Raw genomic sequence first — 23540 nt, 5'->3', positions numbered from 1 at the left:
GGGTCGAACAAAGGGCCGCAAGGCGGCCCGGTGATGGATCGGTCAGCGCGCAATCCCCAGCCGCGCCTTGGCGGCATCGTACTCCGCCTTCATGCGCGCGACGATCTCGCCGGCGCTGGGAATGTCGTGGATCTGCCCCACGCCCTGGCCGGCGCCCCAGATATCCTTCCATGCCTTGGCCTTGGAGCTGCCGCTGGCAAAGTCCATCTTGCTCTTGTCGGCCACCGGCAGGTTGTCGGGGTCCAGGCCTGCGTTGCTGATGCTTTCGCGGATGTAGTTGCCGTGCACGCCGGTGAACAGGTTGGTGTAGACGATATCGGCGGCGGCCGAGCTGGTGATCGACTGCTTGTACGTCTCTGCCGCATGCGCCTCCTGCGAGGCGATGAAGCGCGTGCCGACGTAGGCGAAGTCGGCGCCCATGGCCTGCGCGGCCAGCACGGCTTCGCCGGTGGCGATCGAGCCCGACAGCGCGATCGGGCCGTCGAAGATCTTGCGCACCTCGCCCACCAGCGCGAACGGCGACAGCATGCCGGCATGGCCGCCGGCGCCCGCGGCGACCAGGATCAGGCCATCGACGCCGGATTCGATCGCCTTCTCGGCATGGCGCATGCTGATCACGTCATGCAGCACGATGCCGCCGTAGCTGTGCACGGCGTCGATCAGTTCCTTGGGCGGCGCGCGCAGCGAGGTGATGAAGATCGGCACCTTGTGTTCGACGCAGACCTTGATGTCATGCTCGAGGCGCGCGTTGGAGGCGTGCACGATCTGGTTGACCGCGACCGGACCCACCGGTGCGCCGGGGTTGGCAGCCTTGAAGGCGGCCAGTTCGTCCCCGATCTTGGTCAGCCATTCGTCGAGCAGCTCGGCCGGGCGCGCATTGAGCGCCGGGAAAGAGCCGACGATGCCGGCCTTGCACTGCGCCAGCACCAGTTCCGGGTAGCTGACGATGAACATGGGCGAGGCAATCACGGGCAGGGCCAGGTTCTGCAGGGCCTGGGGCAGTTGCTTGGCGGCGGGCATGGTGTCTCCTGAACTACTGGCGGGCACGTTGGCGTGCCCTAAATGAACGGTCGTTCGATTATAGGGAGTTTCAGCGCGGTCACGTTAAAAGCCCCAGTCTATGCCGCTCCGGCCGGCGTGGGGCGCCAGGCCGCCGGCAGCACCAGCTCGGCCAGCGCGCCGCCGCCCGGGCGGTTGGCCAGCGTCACGTCGCCATGATGCAACGTTGCGACCTCGCGCGCAAAGCACAGGCCCAGGCCGGTGCTCTTGTCCGCACCGTGCGGACGCGGCAGCGAGTAGAAGCGCTCGAACACGCGCGGCAGCGCGTAGTCGGGAATGCCGGGCCCCTGGTCGGCCACGGCAATGGCCAGGGCGTCGCCGCGGCGCTCCAGGAGCACCGTGACCGCGGTGCCCGGCGGGGCGAAGTCGATGGCGTTGTCGAGCAGGTTGGCGATGGCCTGGCGCAGCAGGAACGGGTCTCCGGCGACGTGGCCAGGGCCGGCCCCGGCGGCGCACTGCAGCGCGACGCCGCGCTGCAGTGCGCGCGGCTCCAGTTCGGCGCACAGCTGCGCCAGCAGCGGCGCCAGCGGCACCGGCTCGCGCACTTCCAGGCGCTGGCGCTGTTCCACCTCGGCCAGCGCCAGCAGCTTGCGGATCATGGTTTCCAGCCGTCCCGACTGGGTGCGGATATTGGCGACGAAGCGCTGGCGGTCGGGCGCCGGCATCTCTTCCTGCAGCAGCTCCGCCGCGCCGCCGATGGCGGCCAGCGGGCTCTTCATCTCGTGCGTCAGCGTGTGGATGTAGTGCTCGACATACTGCTTGTCTTCCAGCCGCTCGCGCATGCCCTGCACCGCGCGCCCCAGCTCGGCCAGCTCGCCCGCGCCGCGCAGCGGCATCTCGGCGCGCTCGCCGGCCGCCACCGCGCGCGCGTAGCCGCGCAGGCGGCTCAGGCCATGCACCAGCCACAGTGTGCAGGCCAGCCCGATCACGCAGGCGGTGCCGATCAGCAGGCCGCCGTAGAGCAGGATCTTGCGCTGGCTGCGCGCGATGAACGGCGCCATCGCCGCATTGGGCTTGGCCACGGTCAGCACGCCGATGATGCGCTCGCCATCGCGCACCGGCGCGGCCACGTGCATCACGGTGCTGGCCTCGTCGGCGGGGTCGGCGCGGGTGCTGCGCGCGCCGTACTTGCCGCGCAGCGTCAGGTAGACGTCATTCCAGCGCGAGTAGTCGCGGCCCACGTCGGTGCCGGTGGAGTCGAAGCGCACGATGCCGCTGGCATCGGTGACGTAGACGCGATAGCCGATGCTGTCCTTGTGCAGCCCCGAGACCTCGGCATTGACCGGCACCTCGCGCAGCGCCGCCATATGCCGCGCGAAAGCGCCGTCGGCGATGCGGCCCGCCTTGAGGTCGTCGGCGGCCAGCGCGGCCAGCACGTGCGCGGTATCGATCAGCGTGTCTTCCATGGCCTGGCGCACGCCCGGCTTGACCTCCTGCACGAACACGCGCAGCGTCAGCACCGTGGCCAGGCCCACGATCAGGAAAAAGCCGAAGAAAATGCGCAGGCCGATATGCATGGCGCGCGCTCAGGGCTCCAGCGAATAACCCATGCCGCGATGGGTGCGGATGCGCTCGGCGCCCTCGGCAGACACCTCGCGCAGCTTGGCGCGCAGGGTCTTGATATGGGTGTCGACGGTGCGGTCGCTGGAATCGAGCGCGCCCGCCCACACCCCGTCCATCAGCTGCGCGCGCGAGTAGATGCGGCCCGGATGCGCCACCAGCAGGGCCAGCAGCAGGTATTCGTAGCGCGTCAGCGTCAGCCAGTGGCCGTGGTAGGCCAGGCGCGCGCCGTCCTGGTCGTGGGTGAAACCGGCGGCCTCGCCTTGCTTTGCCGCGGCGGCGCCGCGCGCCCGGCGCAGGATGGCGCGCACGCGCGCGGCCAGCTCGCGCGGCGAGAACGGCTTGACCACGTAGTCGTCGGCGCCGATCTCCAGCCCGACGATGCGGTCGATTTCTTCATGGCGAGCGGTCAGGAAGATCACCGGCGCATCGCTGAAGGTGCGCAGCGTGCGGCAGACCTCGAAGCCGCTCAGGTCCGGCAGCCCCACGTCCAGGATCACCAGGTCGGCTTGCGCGGCGCGCAGGCACGCGAGCGCGTCGCCGCCCAGCGTGCAGTGCTCGGCCAGCATGCCGTCGGTGCGCAGGGCATAGAGAATGGTGTCGGCGATGGCCTGCTCGTCTTCCACCACCAGGATGCGCGGTTGTTCCATGCCCGGCATTCTAGCCCTTCAGGCGCTGGCCGCCGCGCGCTCCGCCGCGGCAGCCGGTTCCGCGCCGCGCCGGTGGAAATAGATCTGCTCCGCGGCCCGCCGCAGCGGCGGCGAATACAGCATCAGGTCGAACGGCCAGTCGCACTGGAAGCGCTCGAACATCCAGCGCAGCGCGCGCTTGGCGCGAAAGCGTGGCGCGCTGGCGCTGGCCACGGCTTCCGGCGCGGGCCCGCCGCGCAGCAAATGCGCGGCCACCGCTTCGCCGACCGACTCGCCGTGGGCAAAGGCATAGTGGATGCCGCCCGCGGTCAGCGGCGACACGATGCCCGCGGCATCGCCGGTCAGGATCGCGCCGTCGCGCGCCAGCGGCAACACCGGGCCGCCGCACGGGATCAGCCCCGCGCGCGTCGCCGCCGGCTGCGTCAGCTGCGGCAGGCCGGCGCGCTCGCGCACGTGCGCCAGCAGTCCGTCCAGGTCCGGTGCGCGGCCGCGCCGCGGGAGGTAGCGCAGCGCCAGCCCGGCCTGCACGCCGGTGGGGTTCTGCGCAATCCAGCCGATATAGCCGGGCGCGAAGCGGCGCGTGATGAAGCAGTGCAGCGCGTCCGGCTCTGGCAGTGCCAGTCCGGGGAATTCATATTCCACGCCATACAGGAAGCTGTGCACGCGCCCGAGCCCGGCGCATTGCGCCACGCGTGACTGCGCGCCATCGGCGCCGACCAGATAGCGCGTATGGCCCACGCCGGTGACATGCCAGCCGCCGTGGCGCGGCACCGCGCCGACGAAGGCCTGGCCCAGCCGCAGCTCGACCCGGTGGCGCACCAATTCGGCGGCCAGCCAGCGCATCAGGCGCGGCGTGTCGGTGGTATGGAAGTAGTAGCCGGGCGCGCTCAGGCTCAGGCTGCGCAGCCGCGGCGAGTACAGCTTCACCTGCTCGACGCGATGCACGCAATCGGCCGGCGCCTGGCCCAGCCAGGTCTGCTCGATCGCTTCCCTGACCAGGATGCCGGTGGTGTGGAGCTTGTCGCCCGGATCGGTCTTGCGTTCCAGTACCAGCACGCGCAGGCCGGCGCGCGCGGCAGCCAGGGCGCAGGCGGCGCCGGCAAAGCTGGCGCCGGCGATGACGAGGTCGTAGTCGAAGGAGGGCATGGCAGTTTCCGGAGAGCGAAGGGCTCCAGTCTGGCCAGCCGGGGTGAGGGCAATGTGTGGCGGGTGTGAAGCAGCGAAGCGGCGCTGAACCCGACCAACCCCGCAAAAAAACGCCCCGCATGCGCGGGGCCATCAATTACCACGAAGACTGATACACACGGCGGGCACCTGCCAATGCCGCAGCCGCACACGAAGCATAGGCCGCCAATGTGACGGCGCCGTGGCAGCGCGATGAACCGCGCATGACATCACAGCCCGTAGCGCTTGATCTTGTCGTAGAGCGTGGCCTTGCCCACCTGCAGCAGGTCCGCCGCCTGGCTGACCGCGCCGCCGGTGCGCGCCAGCGCGTCGGCAATCACGGCGCGCTCGAAGTGCTCCATGCGCTCGCGCAGCGGCGCGCCCTCGTCGGGGCCCGCTGCCTGCGCGCCGGCCTGGCCGCCCTCGGGCACGCCCAGCACCATGCGGTCGGCGGCATTGCGCAGCTCGCGCACGTTGCCCGGCCACGGGCGCTGGGCCAGCGCCTGGCGCTGCGCCTCGGACAGGATCGGCGCGGGCCGCTGGTAGCGCACCGCCGACACCAGCGAAAAATGCTCGAACAGCGGCACGATGTCCTCGCGCCGCTCGCGCAGCGGCGGCAGCGCGATGGTGACGACATTGAGCCGGTAATACAGGTCTTCGCGGAAGGTGCCTTGCGCCACCAGCGCGTCCATGTCGCCCTTGGCCGCGGCGACGATGCGCACGTCGATCTTCACCGAGGCATTCGACCCCAGCCGCTCCAGCGAGCCCTCCTGCAGCACGCGCAGCAGCTTGACCTGCAGCGCCAGCGGCATGCTCTCGATCTCGTCGAGGAACAGCGTGCCGCCCGAGGCATGCTCGAGCTTGCCGATGCGGCGCTTGCCGGCACCGGTGAAGGCGCCGGCCTCGTGCCCGAACATCTCGCTTTCGAAGATGGCCTCGGGCACCGCGCCGCAGTTCAGCGCGATAAAGGGCCCCTCGGCGCGCCCGGACAGCGCGTGCAGGCTGCGCGCGACCAGTTCCTTGCCGGTGCCGGTCTCGCCGTTGATCATCACCGGCACGTCGGTGGGCGCGACATTGGCCACCAGCGCGCGCACCTGCTCGATCGCAGGCGAGCGGCCGATGATGCGCGTGCCGGCGGCGGGCCCGGCCAGTTCGCGGCGCAGTGCCTGGTTTTCCAGCTCCAGCGCGCGCCGTTCGAGCGCGCGGCGCACGGTGTCGGTAAGGCGGTCGGCACCGAACGGCTTTTCGATGAAGTCATAGGCGCCTTCGCGCATCGCCTGCACCGCCATGGTGATGTCGCCGTGGCCGGTCACCAGGATCACCGGTACGCCGGGCGCGGCGTTGCGGCAGTGCTGCAGCAGGTCCAGCCCGCTGGCGCCGGGCAGGCGCACGTCGGTCACCACCACGCCGGCAAAGGCGCCGTGCAGGTGCGGGAGCGCGGCCTCGGCCGAGGGCAGCGCCAGCACGCGGAAGCCGGCCAGCTCCAGGCTTTGCGCGGTGGCCTGCCGCACCAGCGGCTCGTCTTCGACAAACAGGACACGCAGACCGTCTTGCATGGCAGTACTCATGGTGACGCGGAAACCGATGGCGCGGGATCAATGGCGGGCGCGCGCGCCAGCACCAGCGTAAACTGCGCGCCGCCGCCGGCGACGTTGGCGACGCTGAGCTGGCCGCCGAACTCGCGCACGATCGACGACGAGATCGCCAGCCCGAGCCCCAGGCCCTGGCCGGTTTCCTTGGTGGTGAAAAAAGGTTCGAACAGGCGCGGCAGCGCTTCCGGCGCGATGCCGGTGCCGTTGTCGCGCACGACGATGGTGACGGCGTGCTCGCCGGCCTGCACGTCGAGATCGATGCGACCCTGCGCCGGCGCGGCCGCGGCGATGGCATCGAGCGCATTGCCGAGCAGGTTCAGCAGCACCTGCTCCAGCTTCAGTTCGTCGGCGCGCACGGCCAGGCCAGGCACCGCATCCAGGCCAGCGAGGTGGATCGTGACCGCGCCCAGCCGCGGCGCCAGCAGCGCCAGCACGTGGTCGACTGCCGCGCGCAGCGCCACCGGCCGCTGCACCGGGCGCGCCTTGCCGGCAAACAGCTTGAGCTGGCCGGTGATCTTGCCCATGCGCTCGGTCAGGTCGGCGATCGCCGTAAGGTTGCCCTCGGCCGCGGCCAGCTGGCCGCGCGCCAGCAGCACGCGGGTGTTGTCCGAGAACGTGCGCAGCGCCGCCAGCGGCTGGTTCAGCTCATGCGTGATGCCGGCCGCCATCTGCCCGAGCGCGGCCAGCTTGCTGGCCTGCACCAGCTCGTCCTGGGCCGCGCGCAGCTCGTTTTCGGCGCGGGTGCGCTCGGCCACTTCGTCTTCAAGCTTTTCGTTGATCGCCATCAGGTCGGCGGTGCGGGCCTCGACGCGGCGCTCCAGTTGATCGTAGGCGGCTTCCAGCAAGCGGCGGCTGTACTGCATGTCGCGCGCGCGCTGGCGGCGCTGGCGCCAGTTGACCAGCAGCAGGCAGATGCAGGCATAGGCCAGCGCCGCGGCCACGGTGGCGTTGCGCGCGTTGGCCAGCACCGGCTCCAGCGGCGCCATCACCTGCATGGTCCAGCCGGCCGGGCCCACGGTGCGGTTCAGTTCCAGGTAGCGGTCGGCGCGTTCGGCGCCGTCCGGCGCGAAGGTGGTGCGGCCGGCGGCGGCCTCGTCGCGCACGCGCACCAGGCGCGCGCCGTGCGTGAGCGTGGTGTCGGCCAGCCAGCGCGTAACCGGCGACGCCAGCGGCTCCAGCGGCAGCGGCGTCACCGCGCGGCCGTGGTACTGGCGGGTTCGTTCCATCTCCGCGCGCAGCGCCGGCGGCAGCGGGCGCAGCGTGCGGTATTGCCACGCCGACACCGACGACAGGAAGATCACGCCGTGGTCGTCGCTGACCATCAGCGGCTCGGCGCCGCTGCCGGCGCGCTGGAACCACTCCAGGTTGAGCTTGACCACGGTCACGCCGATGACCTTGCCGCCGGACTCGATCGGCTGTGCGATGTAGTAGCCGGGCTCGTCGCTGGTGATGCCGATGGCGTAGAAGCGCCCCATCTGGCCGCCCGCGGCGGTCTGGAAGTAGGGGCGGAAGCGGTAGTCGGTGCCGACGAAGCTGCCGGGCTGGCCGTGGTTGCTGGCCGCCAGCGCGATGCCGTTGGCCGCGATCACGTAGGTGGCCGACGCATGCGCGCGCCGGTTGACCTCGGCCAGGTACTGGTTGGCGGCGGCGACGCGCTGCGCATCGTCGGGGGCGGCTAGCAGCCCGCGCACGAACGGATGCAGCGACACCAGCGCGGGCAGGAACTCGTAGCGGTCGAGGGTGCTTTCCAGGGTGGCGGCGTAGCGGTCGGCGCGCGTCGCGGTGCCTTGCTGCAGGCTGGCCAGGCCGCGCTGGACCGAGACCAGCCAGGTCAGCGCGCACAGCAGCAGCAGGCCCGCGGCAAGGGCGACGGCAAAGCCCCACCAGCGCCCGCTGCCGGCCGCGGGCGCGTGCACCGGGCGGGTGGCGGCAGGGTCATGCACGGCGAGAAAGTCGTCGGAGTGTGGCATCGGCGCGCGCGAGGGGTGTCGCGCCGATGATACCCGCAGGCGCGAAGCCGGGGCAGCCGCCCGCGCAGGGGTTGCCGGTTCAGGCGGCGCGCTGGCCGGCTTCGCCAAGCGCGTCGGCATCGTCGCCGGCGCCGTGCTGCAGCACGCGCGCCAGGCGCTTGCGGTCCAGCTCGCGTTCCCACGCCGACACCACCACCGTGGCCACGCCGTTGCCGATGATGTTGGTCAGCGCGCGGCACTCGCTCATGAAGCGGTCGATGCCCAGGATCAGCACCATGCCCGCCACCGGGATGGTCGGCACCACCGCCAGCGTCGCCGCCAGCGTGATGAAGCCCGAGCCGGTCACGCCGCTGGCGCCCTTGGAGGTGATCATCGCCACCGCCAGGATGGTCAGCTGCTGCATCAGCGTCAGCTCGATGCCGGTGGCCTGGGCGATGAAGATCACCGCCATCGTCATGTAGATGTTGGTGCCATCGAGGTTGAACGAGTAGCCGGTCGGCACCACCAGGCCCACCACCGACTTGGAGCAGCCCAGCTTCTCCAGCTTTTCCATCATGTGCGGCAGCGCGGCTTCGGACGAGCTGGTGCCGAGCACGATCAGCAGCTCTTCCTTGATGTACGAGATAAAGCGCACGATGCTGAAGCCGGTCATGCGCGCGATCGTACCCAGCACCACCAGCACGAACACGATGGCGGTGAAGTAGAAGGTGCCGATCAGCTTGAGCAGCGGCACCAGCGAGCCCAGGCCGTACTTGCCGATGGTGAACGCCATCGCGCCGAAGGCGCCGATCGGGGCCACCTTGGTGATCACGTGGACGATATGGAAGAACACCTTCGAGACCTGCTCGATCAGCTGCACCACGATGCGGGCGCGTTCGCCCAGCACGGCCAGCGCGGCGCCGAAGAACAGCGACACCAGCAGGATCTGCAGGATGTCGCCGTTGGCGAAGGCGCTGAACACGGTGTCGGGGATGATGTGCATCAGGAACTCGACCGTGCTCTGGCCGTGCGCCTTTGACACGTACTGGGCGATGGCCTTGGTGTCGAGCGTGGCGGGATCGATGTTGAAGCCCACGCCCGGCTTGAGCAGGTGCGCGGCGCCCAGGCCGATCAGCAGCGCGAAGGTCGACACCACCTCGAAGTACAGCAGCGCCTTGCCGCCGACGCGGCCGACCTTCTTCATGTCGCTCATGCCGGCAATGCCGGTCACCACGGTACAGAAGATGATCGGGCCGATGATCATCTTGATCAGCTTGATGAAGCCATCGCCCAGCGGCTTCATGGCGACGCCGGTGTCGGGCCAGAAGTGGCCGAGCAGGATGCCGACGCAGATGGCGAACAGGACCTGCACGTACAGGATCTTGTAGAAGGGTTTCCTCATGATGTCGTCCTCGGTGTTGACCGTACCCGGGCGGGTCCGCGCGGGCGCGCGCCGTCACGCTTGCGGCGCGTTCAGGGGCGGGAATTCGCAACCGGCATGCCAGTCCAACCGGTATTGCTAACTGGTTGATTCACAAGGAAAGGCTGTCCGCGACCGGGCGCCGGGCCTCCGGGATTCCGGAATCCCGGACGGCGCGGATCCGGCGATCCGGAATGGCGGGCGGGCACAGGGTGCGCGAGGCGCCACCTGGCAGGGGCCCGGGCTGCATGGCGGTGCGCGCAAAGCTGCCGCATATCGCGGCCCGGCGCTCGCAACGCCGTATAATTCTGAGCTTCCGTTCAATGCCGTCCGGGCCGTGCCGCCGTCCGGGGCCGTCATCACACCGTACGCATGCGCAGCTACTACCAGCACCACGTCTTTTTCTGCCTGAACCAGCGCGAGGCCGGCGAGAACTGCTGCGCCAATTACAACGCCAAGGCCATGCAGGAATACGCCAAGAAGCGCTGCAAGGAACTGGGCATCGCCGGCGGCGAAGGCCGCGTGCGCATCAACAAGGCGGGCTGCCTGAACCGCTGTGAACTCGGCCCGGTGCTGGTGGTCTACCCCGAGGCCATCTGGTACACCTATGTCGACGAGCATGACATCGATGAAATCATCGACAGCCATCTGCTCAAGGGCAAGCCGGTCGAGCGGCTGATGGTGGATCGCTGAACGAGAACGAAGTCCGCGGCGCTACCGATGCCGCAGCGCCGATGCCAGACCCCGCCGCCCGCACGCCGGACGGTTTTTTCATTTTTTGCCCCGGGATTTCCCGCCAGAGTTTCCCACCTGAGCCAGCCGGCCTCCTGATTGCCCCAGACCGCCCTATGAACGCGCATACCCAGGTAATTTCCATCGCCGGCCCCGTCGGCGCGATCGACGTGTCGGTGGACCTGCCGCAAGGCGAGCTCCGAGGCCTGGCGCTGGTGGCACATCCGCATCCGCTGTTTGGCGGCACCAAGGACAACAAGGTCGCGCAGACGCTGGCACGCGCCTTCGTGCAGCTGGGCTATGCCACCGTGCGCCCCAACTTCCGCGGTGTCGGCGCGACCGCCGGCGAGCATGACAACGGCATCGGCGAACAGGACGACCTGCTCGCCGTGGCGGCCTGGATGCGCCAGCAGACCGCGTGGTCGGCGCAGGCCGCGACGCTGCCGCTGGTGCTGGGCGGGTTCTCGTTCGGCAGCTTCGTCAGCACCCATGTGGCGCGGCGCCTGGCCGAGGCCGGCACGCCGGTGCAGCGCCTGGTGCTGGTTGGCACCGCCGCCAGCCGCTGGGAAGTCGCGCAGGTGCCGGCCGACACCATCGTCATCCATGGCGAACAGGACGACACCGTGCCGCTGGCCAGCGTGTTCGACTGGGCCCGCCCGCAGGAGCTGCCGGTGATCGTGATCCCCGGCGCCGACCATTTCTTTCACCGCAAGCTGCACCTGATCAAGCAGCTCGTCGTCAATGCGTGGGACCGGTAAGGCCGGCACGCCCGCCATCCCGGAATTTCCCACGCCACCTTTTTACCGTCGGAAAAACAGAAACATGCTGAATCGAGCCACGACACGCCTTTCGTCCGCCTTTGCTCCCGCCGCCATCGCCGCCGCCATCGTGCTGGCTACCGCGCCCGCCGCCGTGCTGGCGCAGGGCGTGCCGATGCCGCAGGTCGCAGCCAAGTCGTGGATGCTGTATGACGTCACCAGCGGCCAGGCACTGGCCTCGCAGAATGCCGATGCGCGCATCGAGCCGGCCTCGCTGACCAAGCTGATGACCGCCTACCTGGCGTTCGAGGCACTCAAGGAAAAGCGCCTGACGCTGGACCAGGCGGTGGTGCCGACCAATCTGGTGCTCAAGGTCAAAAGCGATGAGTCACGCATGTTCATCGAGCCCAACAAGCCGGTCACGGTGCAAGACCTGCTGCTGGGCCTGATCGTGCAGTCGGGCAACGACGCCGCGCTGGCGCTGGCCGAGGCCGTCGGCGGCTCGGAAGAGGGCTTCGTCGCGATGATGAACCGCGAGGCCCAGCGCATGGGCATGAAGAACACCCACTTCACCAATACCGACGGCATCCCCGACCCTAACCACTACACCACCGCGGTCGACCTGGCGACGCTGACCACGCGCCTGATCAAGGACTTCCCCGAGTACTACAGCATGTACTCGCAGAAGGAGTTCACCTATAACAAGATCAGGCAGCCCAACCGCAACCGCCTGCTGTACATCGACTCGACCGTCGACGGCGTCAAGACCGGCCACACCAAGTCCGCCGGCTATTGCCTGATCTCTTCGGCCAAGCGGCCGCTGGCCAACGTGCCGGACGGCTCGCGCCGCCTGATTTCGATCGTGATCGGCACCACCACCGAACAGGTGCGCACCCAGGAAAGCCTGAAGATCCTCAACTACGGCTTCCAGTTCTTCGACGCGCTGCGCCTGTACGACAAGGGCCAGGTGCTGGCCACGCCGGACATCTACAAGGGCAAGAGCGGCACGGTCAAGATCGGCGTGCAGAACGAGACCTTCGTCACCGTGCCCAAGGGTACCGGCGGGCGCCTGAAGCCGGTGCTGGAGCGCCAGGAACTGCTGATCGCGCCGATCTCGGCGGGCCAGCAGGTGGGCATGGTCAAGTTGATGGACGGCACCAGCAAGGTGGCCGAATTCCCGGTGGTGGCGCTGGAAGAGGTGCCCGAGGCCGGCTTCTTCGGCCGCCTGTGGGACACCATCCGCCTGTGGTTCAAGCGCAAGTGACCTGAATGCGCGCGAGCCGGTGCGCCCCGCGGCGCGCCGGCCTGGCGCCGGAGAATCCGAGATGACGACCGACAACCAAGGCAGCGGCAACAAGCCCGGCGCGATCCCGCCGGAGCAGTCGCTGATCGAATACCCGAGCCATTTCCCGATCAAGGTGATGGGCGCGATGCAGGACGGCTTCGCCGAAGCCATCGTCGCGCTGGTGCAAGAGTTCGACCCCGACTTCCACGCCGGCAAGATGGAAATGCGCCCGTCGAGCAAGGGCAACTACCTGGGCCTGACCGTGACGGTGTGGGTCACCAGCCGCGAGCAGCTCGACGACCTGTACCGGGCGCTGACTTCGCATCCGATGGTGAAGGTGGTGCTGTAGCGCGCCGGCGTTTCTTTCCCGCTCTGTTTGCTCCCCTCTCCCGCGCGCGGGAGAGGGGCCGGGGGAGAGGGCAGGCGCGCGCATACCGACGCGCTTCACTTCGTCTGAAGCTCCTGCCCTCTCCCCCAACCCCTCTCCCGCAGGCGGGAGAGGGTAGCCTTCCGCAGCCCTGGCAACGTGTCCGCTGCGGCATGCCAATTCCCATACCAACATGAACACCATCACCCTGAAACCCGGCAAGGAAAAATCCCTGCTGCGCCGCCACCCGTGGATCTATGCCACCGGCATCGCCACCACCGAAGGCCGCTGCGAGCCGGGCGCCACCGTGATCGTGCGCGCCGCCGACGGCCGCTTCCTGGCCAAGGCCGCCTACAGCCCCGAATCGCAGATCCGCGCGCGCGTGTGGACCTTCGACGAGAACGAGCCGGTCGACCACGCCCTGTTCAAGCGCCGCGTGGCCGCGGCCATTGCCTACCGGCGCCAGTGGGTGCAAGACAGCGACGCGGTGCGGCTGATCTTCGGCGAATCGGACCGGCTGCCCGGCCTGATCGTCGACTACTACGGCAACGGCGCCGCGGGCCAGCTGGTGTGCCAGTTCAACTCGGCGGGCGTCGAGCAATGGAAGACCGCGATCGTGCAGGCGCTGGTCAAGGAAACCGGCTGCCCCAACGTCTATGAGCGCTCCGACGCCGCGGTGCGCCAGCGCGAGGGCCTGGAGCTGGTGACCGGCGTGCTCGCCGGCGCCGAGCCCGACCCGGCGCTGTCAGTGACCGAGCACGGCGTGCGCTATTACGTCGACGTGCGCAACGGCCACAAGACCGGCTTCTATGTCGACCAGCGCGACAACCGCAAGCTGGTCGGTGACCTCGCCGAAGGGCGCGAGGTGCTCAACTGCTTCTGCTATACCGGCGGCTTCTCGCTGGCCGCGCTGCGCGGCGGCGCCAAGGCGGTGACGTCGATCGATTCATCCGGCGAGGCGCTGAAGATCGCCGCGGGCAACGTCGCGCTGAACGGTTTCGATCCGGAGCGCGCGACCTGGCTCGACGCCGACGTGTTCAAGTCGCTGCGCGAATTCCGCGCCGAGGGCCGCCACTTCGACCTGATCGTGCTGGACCCGCCCAAGTTCGCGCCGTCGGCCCAGCATATCGACCGCGCCGCGCGCGCCTACAAGGAAATCAACCTGGTCGGCACGCAGTTGCTGCGCCCGGGCGGGCTGCTGTTCACGTACTCTTGCTCGGGCGCGATCAGCATGGAGCTGTTCCAGAAGATCGTGGCCGGCGCGGTGACCGATGCGCGCGCGGATGCGCGCATCCTGCGCAGGCTGTCGGCGGGAACCGATCATCCGATGCTGGCGGCGTTCCCGGAAGGGGAGTATTTGAAGGGGTTGCTGCTGGAGAAGGTGGCGTAACGCTGCGATCCGGAGCTGCGACAGCCTTTGCACACCGGGGGAACGTTGAACCTCACCGCCACATATTCCGCATCCGACTGGCCAGGTCCACCGGCGCCAGCGCGGGTTTGACCGCGCCTTCCCCCGGCATCGGCGGCGGCGGCCACGAGCGGCTGTAGAAGTTTGGCATCACCCGGTTCGGCAAGAACCGCGTGCGCGACGCATAGACATGCCGGTCACCGAAGCCCACCTGCTGGTGCACATAGAACCGCTGCGGCACGATGACATCGAGGTGGTCCCTGGCCCGCGTCATCGCCACATACAGCAGCCGCCGCTCTTCCTCGATCTCTTCGGTGGTGCCGGTGGCCAGGTCGCTCGGCATGCAGCCGTCGACGGCATTGAGCACATAGACCGCCTTCCACTCCTGGCCCTTGGCCGAATGGATGGTCGACAGGATCAGGTAGTCCTCATCGCGCGAGGGTACGCCGGATTCATCGCTGGAGGCACTGGGCGGGTCCAGCGTCAGCTCGGTCAGGAAGCGCTCGCGCGCGCCATAGGTGGCGGCGATGCGCTCCAGCTGCTGCAGGTCGGCCTGGCGCGCGGGGGCATCGTCGTGCAGGCGTTCCAGGTGCGGCGTATACCAGGCCAGCACCTGCTCGAATTCGGACGGCCATGGCGAGGTCGGCGCCATCAGCGCGCGCGCCAGCCCCAGCAGATCGGCCCACGCCGGCGCGGCGGCCGGCGGCGGCTCGAATTCCTGCAGCGAGAACAGCGGCTCGGTCGCCAGCGCCATGGCATCGAGCACGCGCGCCGCGGTCTTGGGGCCGATGCCGGGCAGCAGTTGCAGCGTGCGGAAGCCCGCCATGCGGTCGCGCGGGTTCTCCAGCCAGCGCACCACCGCCAGCACGTCCTTGACGTGGGTCGATTCCAGGAACTTGAGGCCGCCGAATTTCACGAACGGGATATTGCGCCGCGCCAGCTCGATCTCGACCTGCGCGCTGTGGTCGGCGGCGCGGAACAGCACCGCCTGCGCCATCAGCGCCAGGCCGGCCTCGCGCCGCGTCAGCACCTGCTCGACCACGAAACGGGCCTGGTCGGCCTCGTCGTTGACCACGATCACGCCGGGTTTCTCGGCTGACTGGCGCTCGGACCACAGGTCCTTGGTATAGCGTTCGGCGGCGAGGCCGATCACCGCGTTGGCGGCCTGCAGGATAGGCTGGGTCGAGCGGTAGTTCTGCGACAGCGTGACCTGCTGCGCCGCCGGCGTGAACTGCGCGGGGAAATCCAGGATATTGCGCACCGTGGCGCCGCGGAAGGCGTAGATCGACTGCGCGTCGTCGCCGACCACGGTCAGGCCGCGGCCATCGGGCCGCAGCGCCAGCAGGATCGAGGCCTGCAGCGCGTTGGTGTCCTGGTATTCGTCGACCAGGATATGGTCGAAGCGCGCGCCCATGTCGTGCGCGATGGCGGGCTCGGCCATGGCCTGCGCCCAGTACAGCAGCAGGTCGTCGTAGTCGAGCACGTGCTGTTTCTGCTTGGCCTCGACATAGCCGGCGAACAGCGTGCGCAGCGCGTCGGCCCACATCGCATAGCGTGGGAACTGCTGCCTGAGCACGTCTTCCAGCGGCGCCTGGGTGTTGACCACGCGCGAATAGATGGACAGGCAGGTTTCCTTCTTCGGGAAGCGGCTGGCGGTCTCGGACAGGCCCAGGTCGTGGCGCACCACGTGCATCAGGTCGGCGGAATCGCCGCGGTCGCTGATGGTGAAGGCGGGCGACAGGCCCAGGGTCTCGGCATATTCGCGCAGCAGCCGCGCGCCGATGGCGTGGAAGGTGCCGGACCACTGCAGCGCCGCGCGCCCGGCGCCGGTGCTGGTGCCGAGCGCCTGGTCGACGATGCGCTCGACGCGCCGGCCCATCTCGGCGGCGGCGCGGCGCGAGAACGTCAGCAGCAGGATGCGGCGCGGATCGGCGCCGCCCAGCACCAGGTGCGCGACCCGGTGCGCCAGCGTATTGGTCTTGCCCGAGCCGGCGCCGGCGATGATCAGCAGCGGCGCCTCGCTGCCGTGCTCGACCGCGGCGCGCTGCTCCGGGTTGAGCCGGGACAGGTAGGCGGGGAGCGCTTCGGCTACAGGCGCGGCAGCTTCAGGGGATGCGGCGGTGGGGGCAAGGTCCAGGGTCACGGGCGGGGCGGGCAGGAAAGGCTCGGAAATGGCTGGCGCCAACTGTATATCCATACAGCCCGCCGGCGCAACCCGCCGCGCGCAGGATCGCGTCAGGAAAGAAAAAAGGTGCTCGATGAGCACCTTTTGTCGTCTGATCGCAGCGCGGGGCGCCGCCGTTACGCTGACTTTGCCAGGGCGCCGTCGAGCAGCTTGTGCAGCGCGTCCCACTCGGGCTCGCCGACATAGCGCTTCAGGATGCGGCCTTCCTTGTCGATCACGAAGGTGGTCGGCGTCAGGCCCACATTGCCGAAGGCCTTGGCCGCGCTGCCGTCGCTGTCCATCGCCACCTTGAACGGCAGCCCGCGGGTCTTGGCGAAGTTCATCACGTACATGGGCGGGTCGTAGTTCATTGCCACCGCGACGAACTCCAGCCCCTTGCCCTTGAACTGCTCGTAGGTCTTGACCATGTCCGGCATCTCCTTGATGCAGGTGGCGCAACTGGTGGCCCAGAAGTTGACCAGGTAGACCTTGCCCTTGAGGTCGGCGGTGCTGACCTTTTCGCCGGACAGCAGCGTGAAGGTGGCGGCCGGCGCGGTACCTGAAGGCAACAGCGCGCGGTAGCCGAACCAGCCCAGCAGCGCCAGCACCACCACGGCGGCGACGATGGGCCAGGGCTTGCGGGAGGTCTTGGAGGCGGGGGAAGTGGTCATGGGAATCCGGCCGGAGCCGCTTCGTTAATGCTGGAAGGACCGGGCTGGGCCGGTCAGCAGTGGGACATTCTAATGCGGCTGGCGTTCGCGCGCTGTGCGGTACCGCCTTGCGGTCATGTGCTGGAACCCTTCCGTCACTTGCGCGCGGCGACGGCGGCGCGCGCCTGCGCCAGCGCCTGTTCCAGGTAGGCGCCGTAGAAGTCGGGCTGCATGCCGCGCAGCGGGCTGGCGGCGGCGCGGCCCTGGTGGTCCAGGAACAGCACCGTGGGCGCCACCCTGACCTGGTGCGCGCGGGCCCAGGCGCGCGCGGTGGTCTGGCTGCCGTCGGCATCGCGCAGCGGGGTGTCGGCGGTCATGTCGAGTTCGCGCACGGCGATTTCGCCGGCGGCCGCCTGCGGGCCCAGGTAGTTGCGGCGCACCGCGTCGCAGTAACTGCAGCCCGGCATCGACACCAGCACCACCAGCGGCTCGCCGCGGCGCGCGGCGTCGGCGCCGTGGGCAGCGAGGTCGGTGGCCGGCGGCAGGTGCGGCGGGCTGGCGGCGGACACGCCGGCCACGCCGGCCACGACAGCCAGCAGCGCGCCCGCGGCCAGCCAGTGCAGGCAGGAGCGAGAGGTGGCAGCTCGGGCGAGGCGGGAGGCAGGCATGGCGGATGTGGGGCGGAGGAGGCGGCGCGGCAAGCACTGGCGCGCCGCTTCCGGGATAATACCGGTTTCCGCGCGCCGGCGATCGCGCCCGCGCGCGCCGTCCCGAGCCTGTGCTTCCGCCCCGTTTTCCCATGCGTCCCGTGCCGCCCCCGCCGAGCCCTGCTGCCGCGTCCCGCTGGTCCCTGACATGCTGCGCCGCGCTGCTTGCGCTGGCCCTGTGCGCCTGTTCGCCGCGCTATGACTGGCGCACCATCCAGTCCGGCGAGGGTGGCTACGCCGCGCTCTATCCCGGCAAGCCCACCAGCGCCGCGCGCGACGTGACCATTGCCGGGCGTAAGCTGCCGATGACGATGGAGGCCGCGCGCATCGACGACACGCTCTTCGCCGTGGGCGTGGTGACCCTGCCCGCCGACGACGAAGCGCTGCGGCGCGAGGCCCTGGCGGCGATGCAGGCCGGCCTGCTGGCCAACCTGGGCACGCTGTCGGGCGAGCCGCGCACTCGGCCGGTCACCATCATGAGCGCGGACCGGCCGGGCCGCCCGCTGGCCGGGCTGGAGCTGCAAGCCAGCGGCGTGTCGCCGCAGGACCAGTCGCCGCGCCGGCTTAGCGCGCGGCTGGTGGCGGTGGGCACGCGCGCCTTCCAGGCGGTGGTGCTGGAATCCGGCGAGGCCGCGCGCGACGCGCGCCAGGCCGAGCAGGTGGAGCAGTTCCTGGGCGGGTTCCACCCGCTCTGAGGCGCCGCGGCGTCGCAGCGAATCACGATGCCGGGGGGCGATGCGCCGCCCCGCATGTTGCAGTCATAGGAGAGTCGAAAATGCGTTGGGAAGTCTGGTTGGCCTATTTCGCCGCGTGCTGGGTGATCGCGGTGTCGCCGGGATCGGGCGCGGTGCTGTCGATGAGCCATGGCCTGTCGTACGGGCTGCGCCGGACCACCACCACCATCTTCGGCCTGCAGGCCGGGCTGGTGATCGTGCTGCTGGTGGCCGGCGGCGGGCTGGGCGCGCTGCTGCTGGCCTCGGAGCAGGCCTTCATGGTGGTCAAGACCATCGGCGCGCTGTACCTGATCTACCTCGGCATCCAGCAATGGCGCGCGCGCGTGGAAGCCGATGCGGCGCAGGACGGCGGCCCGGTGCGCGTGGCCGTGATGAGCCGGCGCCGGCGCTTCGCCACCGGCCTGCTGACCAACGTGACCAACCCCAAGGGCATCATCTTCATGGTCGCGGTGCTGCCGCAGTTCATCGATCCGAACCGGCCGCTGGCGCTGCAGCTGGCGATCCTGGCGGCCACCATGTGCTGCGTCGACCTGGTGGTGATGCATGGCTACGCGCTGCTGGCGTCGCGCATGCAGGGGCTGTTCCGCAATGCCCGCGCGGTGCTGTGGCAGAACCGGTTTTTCGGCAGCGTGCTGATGGCGGTGGGCGCGGCGCTGTTCTTCGTGCGCCGCCAGCACGCCTGACCGGCGCGGCATCCGCACTGGCGCGCCTGGGTGGGGTTTGCTTCAATGAGGGAGTAACCCCGCCACGGAGTCCCCGCATGCCTGCCTCGCTGAACCCGTTCGCCGGTGCGCGCCTGCAGCCGCGCCATACCGTGCCCCCGGTGGAAGAGCCCGCGCCACCGGGCGTGCCGCCCGACCTGCCGCTGTCGCCCGAGGACGACCCGCCCCCGCCACCGGTGGAACCGCCGGTGACCAACGCCGCCGGGCGCTATTGCTTCAGTTCGTAGAAGTCGTTCAGGCAATACGCGTCGGTCAGCTCGACCGGCTTGTCGCCATGGGTGTAGCCGGTGCGGCGGATATGCAGCAGCGGCTCGCCCGGCTCGATGCCCAGGCGCGCGGCCAGCTCTGCCGTGGCGACGACCGCGCGCAGCGTCTCGGTGACGCGCAGCACCGGCTTGCCGATCCGCTCCAGGTAGGCGTAGAGCGATTCGCCGATGGCGCTGGCGTCGGGCACCACGGCCAGCGCCAGCGTGGTCACATCCATCCAGTAGATCTGTCCGTCAGCCTTGCGCAGCCGCGTCAGCCTGACGATCTCGTCGCCCTCGGCCAGGGCCAGTTCCGCGCTTTCCTGCGCCGTGGCGCGGCGGCGCTCGAACCCCACCAGCTCGCTCGCCGGCGTCATGCCGCGCCGGCGCGCCAGCTCGCTGAAGTTGTCCAGCCGCGCTGGCCTGGGCTCGGCGCGCGGGGCGATAAAGGTGCCCGCGCCGCGGTTGCGCGTGATGGTGCCTTCCTCGGCCAGCACCTGCAGCGCGTGCCGCGCGGTGACCCGTGAAATCCCCAGCGAATCGACCAGCGTGCGTTCCGACGGCAGCGCATCGCCCGCCCGCCATTGCCCCGCCTGGATGGCCGCGGTGAGCTTGCGCGCTACCTGCAGGTAGATCGGCGTGGCGTCGGCCTCGTCGGGCCGCAGCGCCTGCAGCCTTTGATCCATGCGACTCGTCATAGGTACCAAAGCCTGATGTCTGTGATACCACTTTAGGACTTTTAATCGCCTTGCGGGGAATCCTGTGCAGAGGGTGACGCACGTGCCATGCGCACGGTATCCGTCAATTGGTACTGCATAGGGGCGCGTGCCCTCACGGCCTCTGCAGCCGTGCGAGTGCTGACGGGACCCCACGGTTTGCGCACCTCTCTGTGCGGACCCGAACTTTCATCCCAGGCCTGGCTGTGATATTGCCGTAGCGTCCTCGTTGAATACCAGTTCAATACATCGTTGTTGAAGTGGCTCGTACCGGTATCCCTTGTTGACGCGAACCGTTCATCGTTACGCTGAACCGGACAGGAGTCGCGTGCCCCCGACCGCTTGGGCCGGCCGTGTTCGATGGCACGGATGATGCGGATGGTCCGATGGCGTTTGCCGCTGTGCCGGCCGGCCAGCCGCAATACCTGCGCAACGTGACCGAGACATGCTGATTCGGCAGACTGCACGAACAACGCAAACAATGCCGGCTAGCCCCGCCCCCGGCCAACCTCATCCGCCCATCGGCACGCAAGGAGCCCGTCATGCCAACCACCCGCACCGTCTCCGCCTTCGGCACTGCCGACGCCCGGCCGCTCGACCTCGTCATCTTCGGCGGCGCCGGCGACCTGTCGGCGCGCAAGCTGCTGCCCTCGCTCTACATGTGCCACCGCGACGGCAACCTGCCCGACGGCACCCGCATCATTGGCGTGGGACGGCACCGCTGGGATCGCGAGGCCTTTGTCAATTTTGCCGACGAAAGCGCACAACCGTTTGTCGATGCGCGCTATATCGAACCTGCCAAATGGCAGGACTTCCTGCAACGGCTGGACTTCGTCCATCTCGATGCCGCGCAGGCGGCAGACTATCCCGCGCTGGCCGCGCAGCTGCGCAGCGACGCGCTGCGGATCTACTACATGGCGATGCCGCCGGGGCTGTTCGCCGCCACCTGCGACAACCTCGCCGGCCATGGCCTGATTGCCGACGATACCCGGCTGGTGCTGGAAAAACCGCTGGGCGTGGACCTGGCCTCGGCCATCGACATCGGCGAGGTGGTCAGCCGCTACTTCAGCGAGGACCGCACCTACCGGATCGACCACTACCTCGGCAAGGAGACCGTGCAGAACCTGATGGCGCTGCGCTTCGGCAATTCGATCTTCGAGCCGCTGTGGCGCACGCCGTTCGTGCGCAGCGTGCAGATCACCGTGGCCGAGACCGTGGGCGTGGGCACGCGCGGCGGCTTCTACGACGAGGCCGGCGCCATGCGCGACATGGTGCAGAACCACCTGCTGCAACTGGTCAGCATCCTGGCGATGGAACCGCCGGCATCGCTCAACTCCGACGCGGTGCGCGATGAAAAGCTCAAGGTGCTGCGCTCGCTGCGGCCGATGTCGCCCGAGGACGTGCGCCGCAACACCGTGCGCGGCCAGTACACCGCCGGCGCCATCGGCGGCGAGCTGGTGCGCGGCTACCTGCAGGAAGAGGGCATTCCGCCCGACAGCCGCACCGAGACCTTTGTCGCGATGCGGGCCGAGCTTGGCACCTGGCGCTGGAACCAGGTGCCGTTCTACCTGCGCACCGGCAAGCGCATGCAGGAGCGCGTGACCGAGGTGGTGATCCACTTTGCCGAGGTACCGCATTCGATCTTCGACCCGGGCAGCACGCTGCAGCCCAACCGCATGGTGATCCGGCTGCAGCCGGAAGAATCGGTGCGGCTGACGCTGATGGTGAAGCAGCCAGGCGAGGGCATGAAGCTCAAGCCGCTGAGCCTGGCGCTGAACCTGGACTCGGCCTTCACCACGCGCCGCGCCGAGGCCTACGAGCGCCTGCTGCTCGATGTCATCCGCGGCCGCCTGGCGCTGTTCGTGCGGCGCGACGAACTGCAGGCCGCCTGGACCTGGGTCGACCCGATCCTGGAGGCATGGCGCGCGCAGGACGAGGGCCCGCGGCCCTATACCGCCGGCACCTGGGGGCCGGCGGCTTCGTCGGCGTTCATGGCGCGCGAGGGCGTGCAGTGGTCGGAAGAGGCCTGAGGCGCGGATCGCCCTAGCCCGCCATCCGCAACGCGCGCCGATACTGGATCGCCTCGCCCACATGCGCGGCGTTCAGCAAGTCGGCCCCCGCCAGGTCGGCAATCGTGCGCGCCACCTTCAGCACGCGGAAGTACGAGCGCGCCGACCAGGCCAGCCGCGTCATCGCGCCGCGCAGCAAGGCCTGCGCCTGCGGGTCCATGGCGCAGTGCTGCTCGATCTCGCGCCCGCCCAGTTCATTGTTGGGCTTGCCCTGCCGCGCCAGCTGCCGTTCACGCGCGGCCAGCACGCGCGCGCGCACCGCGGCGCTGGCTTCGCCGGGCGGGCCGTCGAGCATTTCGCCCTGGTCCTGCGCGGGCACTTCGACCTGCAGGTCGATGCGGTCGAGCATCGGGCCGGAGATCCGCGACTGGTAGCGCCGCACCTGGTCGGGCGTGCAGCGGCACGGCCGGTCGGGGTGGCCGAGGTAGCCGCACGGGCACGGGTTCATCGCCGCCACGAACTGGAAGCAGGCGGGGAAGTCGGCGTGGCCGTTGGCGCGGGCGATGGTGATGCGGCCCGATTCCAGCGGCTCGCGCAGGACTTCGAGCACGCGGCGGTCGAACTCGGGCAGCTCGTCCAGGAACAGCACGCCGTGGTGCGCGAGCGAGATCTCGCCCGGGCGCGGATTGCCGCCGCCGCCGACCATGGCCGGGCCCGACGCGGTGTGGTGCGGGGCGCGGCACGGCCGCACGCCCCAGGCCTCGGCGCGAAAGCCGCCCGGGGTCAGGCTCGTCACGGCGGCGGCTTCCAGCGCCTGCTGCAGCGACATCGGCGGCAGCAACCCGGGCAGGCGCTGCGCCAGCATCGACTTGCCGGTGCCGGGCGGGCCCACCAGCAGCACCGAGTGTTGTCCGGCAGCGGCCACTTCCATGGCGCGGCGCGCCTGCGCCTGGCCGCGCACGTCGCGCATGTCGGGGCCGCGCTCGGCGGCGGCGGGCAGCAAGGCCGGCATGGCGCGGGGCAGCCGCGCCTCGGTCACGGGACCGAGGTGGTCGCAGGCCTGGCGCAGCGTGGCGGCCGCATGCACGGCCAGGTCTTCGATCAGCGCGGCTTCGGCGCCGTTGCCCGCGGCGACCAGGAAGGCGCGCGGCGTCTCGCCCGCGCCGGCGCGGGCGGCATTGTCGCGCGCCAGCCCCATCGCCATGGCCAGCGCGCCGCGCACCGGATGCAGTTCACCGGACAGCGACAGCTCGGCGGCAAATTCATGCGCGTCGAGCGCATCGGCCGGAATCTGCCCGCTGGCGGCCAGGATGCCCAGCGCGATGGCCAGGTCGAAGCGGCCGGACTCCTTGGGCAGGTCGGCCGGGGCCAGGTTGACGGTGATGCGGCGGTTGGGAAACTCGTAGCCGCTGTTGAGGATGGCGGCGCGCACGCGCTCGCGGCTTTCGCGCACGCCGGTGTCGGCCAGGCCGACGATGGTGAAGGCTGGCAGGCCGTTGGCCAGGTGGGTCTCGACCCGCACCGGCGGCGCGGCGATGCCGGTCAGGGCCCGGCTGCGTAGGACGGCAAGGCTCATGGCATCGAACCGCACGGAACTGTTAACGAAAAAGGCCGCCAGGACTGGCGGCCTTCAGGCAGGCTGGGGGATG

General features: G+C 69.7%; 21 protein-coding genes. 9 read left to right on the top strand and 12 right to left on the bottom strand.

The window, feature by feature from the left end:
- Positions 1-42 precede the first annotated feature (42 nt).
- The 7 genes from MKD38_RS27100 to MKD38_RS27070 all read right to left on the bottom strand — a co-directional run bounded on the left by MKD38_RS27100 (position 43) and on the right by MKD38_RS27070 (position 9376).
- Positions 43-1020: an NAD(P)H-dependent flavin oxidoreductase gene (locus MKD38_RS27100; RefSeq protein WP_252681931.1), complete on the bottom strand. Its 978-nt coding sequence runs from the start codon at positions 1018-1020 to the stop codon at positions 43-45.
- Positions 1021-1118: 98 nt separating this feature from the next.
- Entirely contained in the window at positions 1119-2576 is a 1458-nt protein-coding gene (creC, locus tag MKD38_RS27095; protein ID WP_252681929.1) for a two-component system sensor histidine kinase CreC, read from the bottom strand.
- 9 nt (positions 2577-2585) lie between these two features.
- Positions 2586-3278: a two-component system response regulator CreB gene (gene creB / locus MKD38_RS27090; protein WP_305882537.1), complete on the bottom strand. Its 693-nt coding sequence runs from the start codon at positions 3276-3278 to the stop codon at positions 2586-2588.
- A 9-nt stretch (positions 3279-3287) separates the two neighbouring features.
- Positions 3288-4415 (bottom strand): NAD(P)/FAD-dependent oxidoreductase, encoded by a 1128-nt coding sequence (locus MKD38_RS27085; RefSeq protein ID WP_252681925.1) that lies wholly within the window; start codon positions 4413-4415, stop codon positions 3288-3290.
- A 248-nt stretch (positions 4416-4663) separates the two neighbouring features.
- Entirely contained in the window at positions 4664-5989 is a 1326-nt protein-coding gene (locus MKD38_RS27080) for a sigma-54-dependent transcriptional regulator (RefSeq protein ID WP_252681923.1), read from the bottom strand.
- Between the two features lie 8 nt (positions 5990-5997).
- On the bottom strand, positions 5998-7995 hold the full coding sequence (locus MKD38_RS27075) for a sensor histidine kinase (RefSeq protein ID WP_252681921.1): 1998 nt from the start codon (positions 7993-7995) through the stop codon (positions 5998-6000).
- Between the two features lie 79 nt (positions 7996-8074).
- Positions 8075-9376, bottom strand: coding sequence for a dicarboxylate/amino acid:cation symporter (locus MKD38_RS27070; protein ID WP_252681920.1), 1302 nt, complete (start codon positions 9374-9376; stop codon positions 8075-8077).
- A 390-nt stretch (positions 9377-9766) separates the two neighbouring features.
- Here MKD38_RS27070 and MKD38_RS27065 point away from each other — a divergent pair, with 390 nt between their 5' ends.
- The 5 genes from MKD38_RS27065 (at position 9767) to MKD38_RS27045 (ending at position 13926) form a co-directional block, all read left to right on the top strand.
- The gene (locus MKD38_RS27065; RefSeq protein WP_012351580.1) at positions 9767-10087 is read left to right on the top strand and encodes a (2Fe-2S) ferredoxin domain-containing protein; all 321 of its coding nucleotides are present in this window, start codon (positions 9767-9769) and stop codon (positions 10085-10087) included.
- Between the two features lie 155 nt (positions 10088-10242).
- A complete protein-coding gene (locus MKD38_RS27060; protein WP_252681918.1) occupies positions 10243-10884 on the top strand; it encodes an alpha/beta hydrolase in 642 nt (213 codons plus the stop codon).
- Between the two features lie 64 nt (positions 10885-10948).
- On the top strand, positions 10949-12148 hold the full coding sequence (locus tag MKD38_RS27055) for a D-alanyl-D-alanine carboxypeptidase family protein (protein WP_252681916.1): 1200 nt from the start codon (positions 10949-10951) through the stop codon (positions 12146-12148).
- Between the two features lie 61 nt (positions 12149-12209).
- Entirely contained in the window at positions 12210-12518 is a 309-nt protein-coding gene (locus tag MKD38_RS27050) for a YbeD family protein (protein ID WP_252681914.1), read from the top strand.
- A 211-nt stretch (positions 12519-12729) separates the two neighbouring features.
- On the top strand, positions 12730-13926 hold the full coding sequence (locus MKD38_RS27045) for a class I SAM-dependent rRNA methyltransferase (RefSeq protein ID WP_252681912.1): 1197 nt from the start codon (positions 12730-12732) through the stop codon (positions 13924-13926).
- Between the two features lie 52 nt (positions 13927-13978).
- On the opposite strand, the gene MKD38_RS27040 is transcribed toward MKD38_RS27045, so the two are convergent.
- The 3 genes from MKD38_RS27040 to MKD38_RS27030 form a co-directional block, all read right to left on the bottom strand.
- Positions 13979-16141 (bottom strand): ATP-dependent helicase, encoded by a 2163-nt coding sequence (locus MKD38_RS27040; protein WP_252681910.1) that lies wholly within the window; start codon positions 16139-16141, stop codon positions 13979-13981.
- Positions 16142-16245: 104 nt separating this feature from the next.
- Positions 16246-16779, bottom strand: a complete 534-nt coding sequence (locus MKD38_RS27035; protein WP_252681908.1) for a TlpA disulfide reductase family protein — start codon at positions 16777-16779, stop codon at positions 16246-16248.
- Between the two features lie 134 nt (positions 16780-16913).
- Positions 16914-17426 carry a thioredoxin fold domain-containing protein gene (locus tag MKD38_RS27030; RefSeq protein ID WP_252681906.1) on the bottom strand — a complete coding sequence of 171 codons (513 nt, stop codon included), beginning with the start codon at positions 17424-17426 and terminating at the stop codon, positions 16914-16916.
- A gap of 131 nt (positions 17427-17557) precedes the next feature.
- On the opposite strand from MKD38_RS27030, the gene MKD38_RS27025 reads away from it, so the two are divergent.
- The 3 genes from MKD38_RS27025 (at position 17558) to MKD38_RS27015 (ending at position 19148) form a co-directional block, all read left to right on the top strand.
- Positions 17558-18160 (top strand): hypothetical protein, encoded by a 603-nt coding sequence (locus MKD38_RS27025; RefSeq protein ID WP_252681904.1) that lies wholly within the window; start codon positions 17558-17560, stop codon positions 18158-18160.
- 80 nt (positions 18161-18240) lie between these two features.
- Positions 18241-18882: a LysE family transporter gene (locus MKD38_RS27020; RefSeq protein WP_115679238.1), complete on the top strand. Its 642-nt coding sequence runs from the start codon at positions 18241-18243 to the stop codon at positions 18880-18882.
- Positions 18883-18959: 77 nt separating this feature from the next.
- On the top strand, positions 18960-19148 hold the full coding sequence (locus MKD38_RS27015) for a hypothetical protein (RefSeq protein WP_252681902.1): 189 nt from the start codon (positions 18960-18962) through the stop codon (positions 19146-19148).
- Here MKD38_RS27015 and MKD38_RS27010 read toward each other — a convergent pair.
- Positions 19130-19852 (bottom strand): GntR family transcriptional regulator, encoded by a 723-nt coding sequence (locus tag MKD38_RS27010; protein ID WP_252681900.1) that lies wholly within the window; start codon positions 19850-19852, stop codon positions 19130-19132. The genes MKD38_RS27015 and MKD38_RS27010 overlap by 19 nt on opposite strands.
- A 572-nt stretch (positions 19853-20424) precedes the next feature.
- Here MKD38_RS27010 and zwf point away from each other — a divergent pair.
- A complete protein-coding gene (zwf, locus tag MKD38_RS27005; RefSeq protein ID WP_252681898.1) occupies positions 20425-21912 on the top strand; it encodes a glucose-6-phosphate dehydrogenase in 1488 nt (495 codons plus the stop codon).
- 13 nt (positions 21913-21925) lie between these two features.
- Here zwf and MKD38_RS27000 read toward each other — a convergent pair whose 3' ends face one another.
- Positions 21926-23467, bottom strand: coding sequence for a YifB family Mg chelatase-like AAA ATPase (locus MKD38_RS27000; RefSeq protein ID WP_252681896.1), 1542 nt, complete (start codon positions 23465-23467; stop codon positions 21926-21928).
- Positions 23468-23540 lie beyond the last annotated feature (73 nt).

Origin of the sequence: Cupriavidus sp. WGlv3 (assembly GCF_023952475.1) — a bacterium.
GTDB lineage: Bacteria > Pseudomonadota > Gammaproteobacteria > Burkholderiales > Burkholderiaceae > Cupriavidus > Cupriavidus phytorum.
Note: the sequence above shows the minus strand (reverse complement) of the source record. Positions and strands in the feature narration are given on the sequence as shown.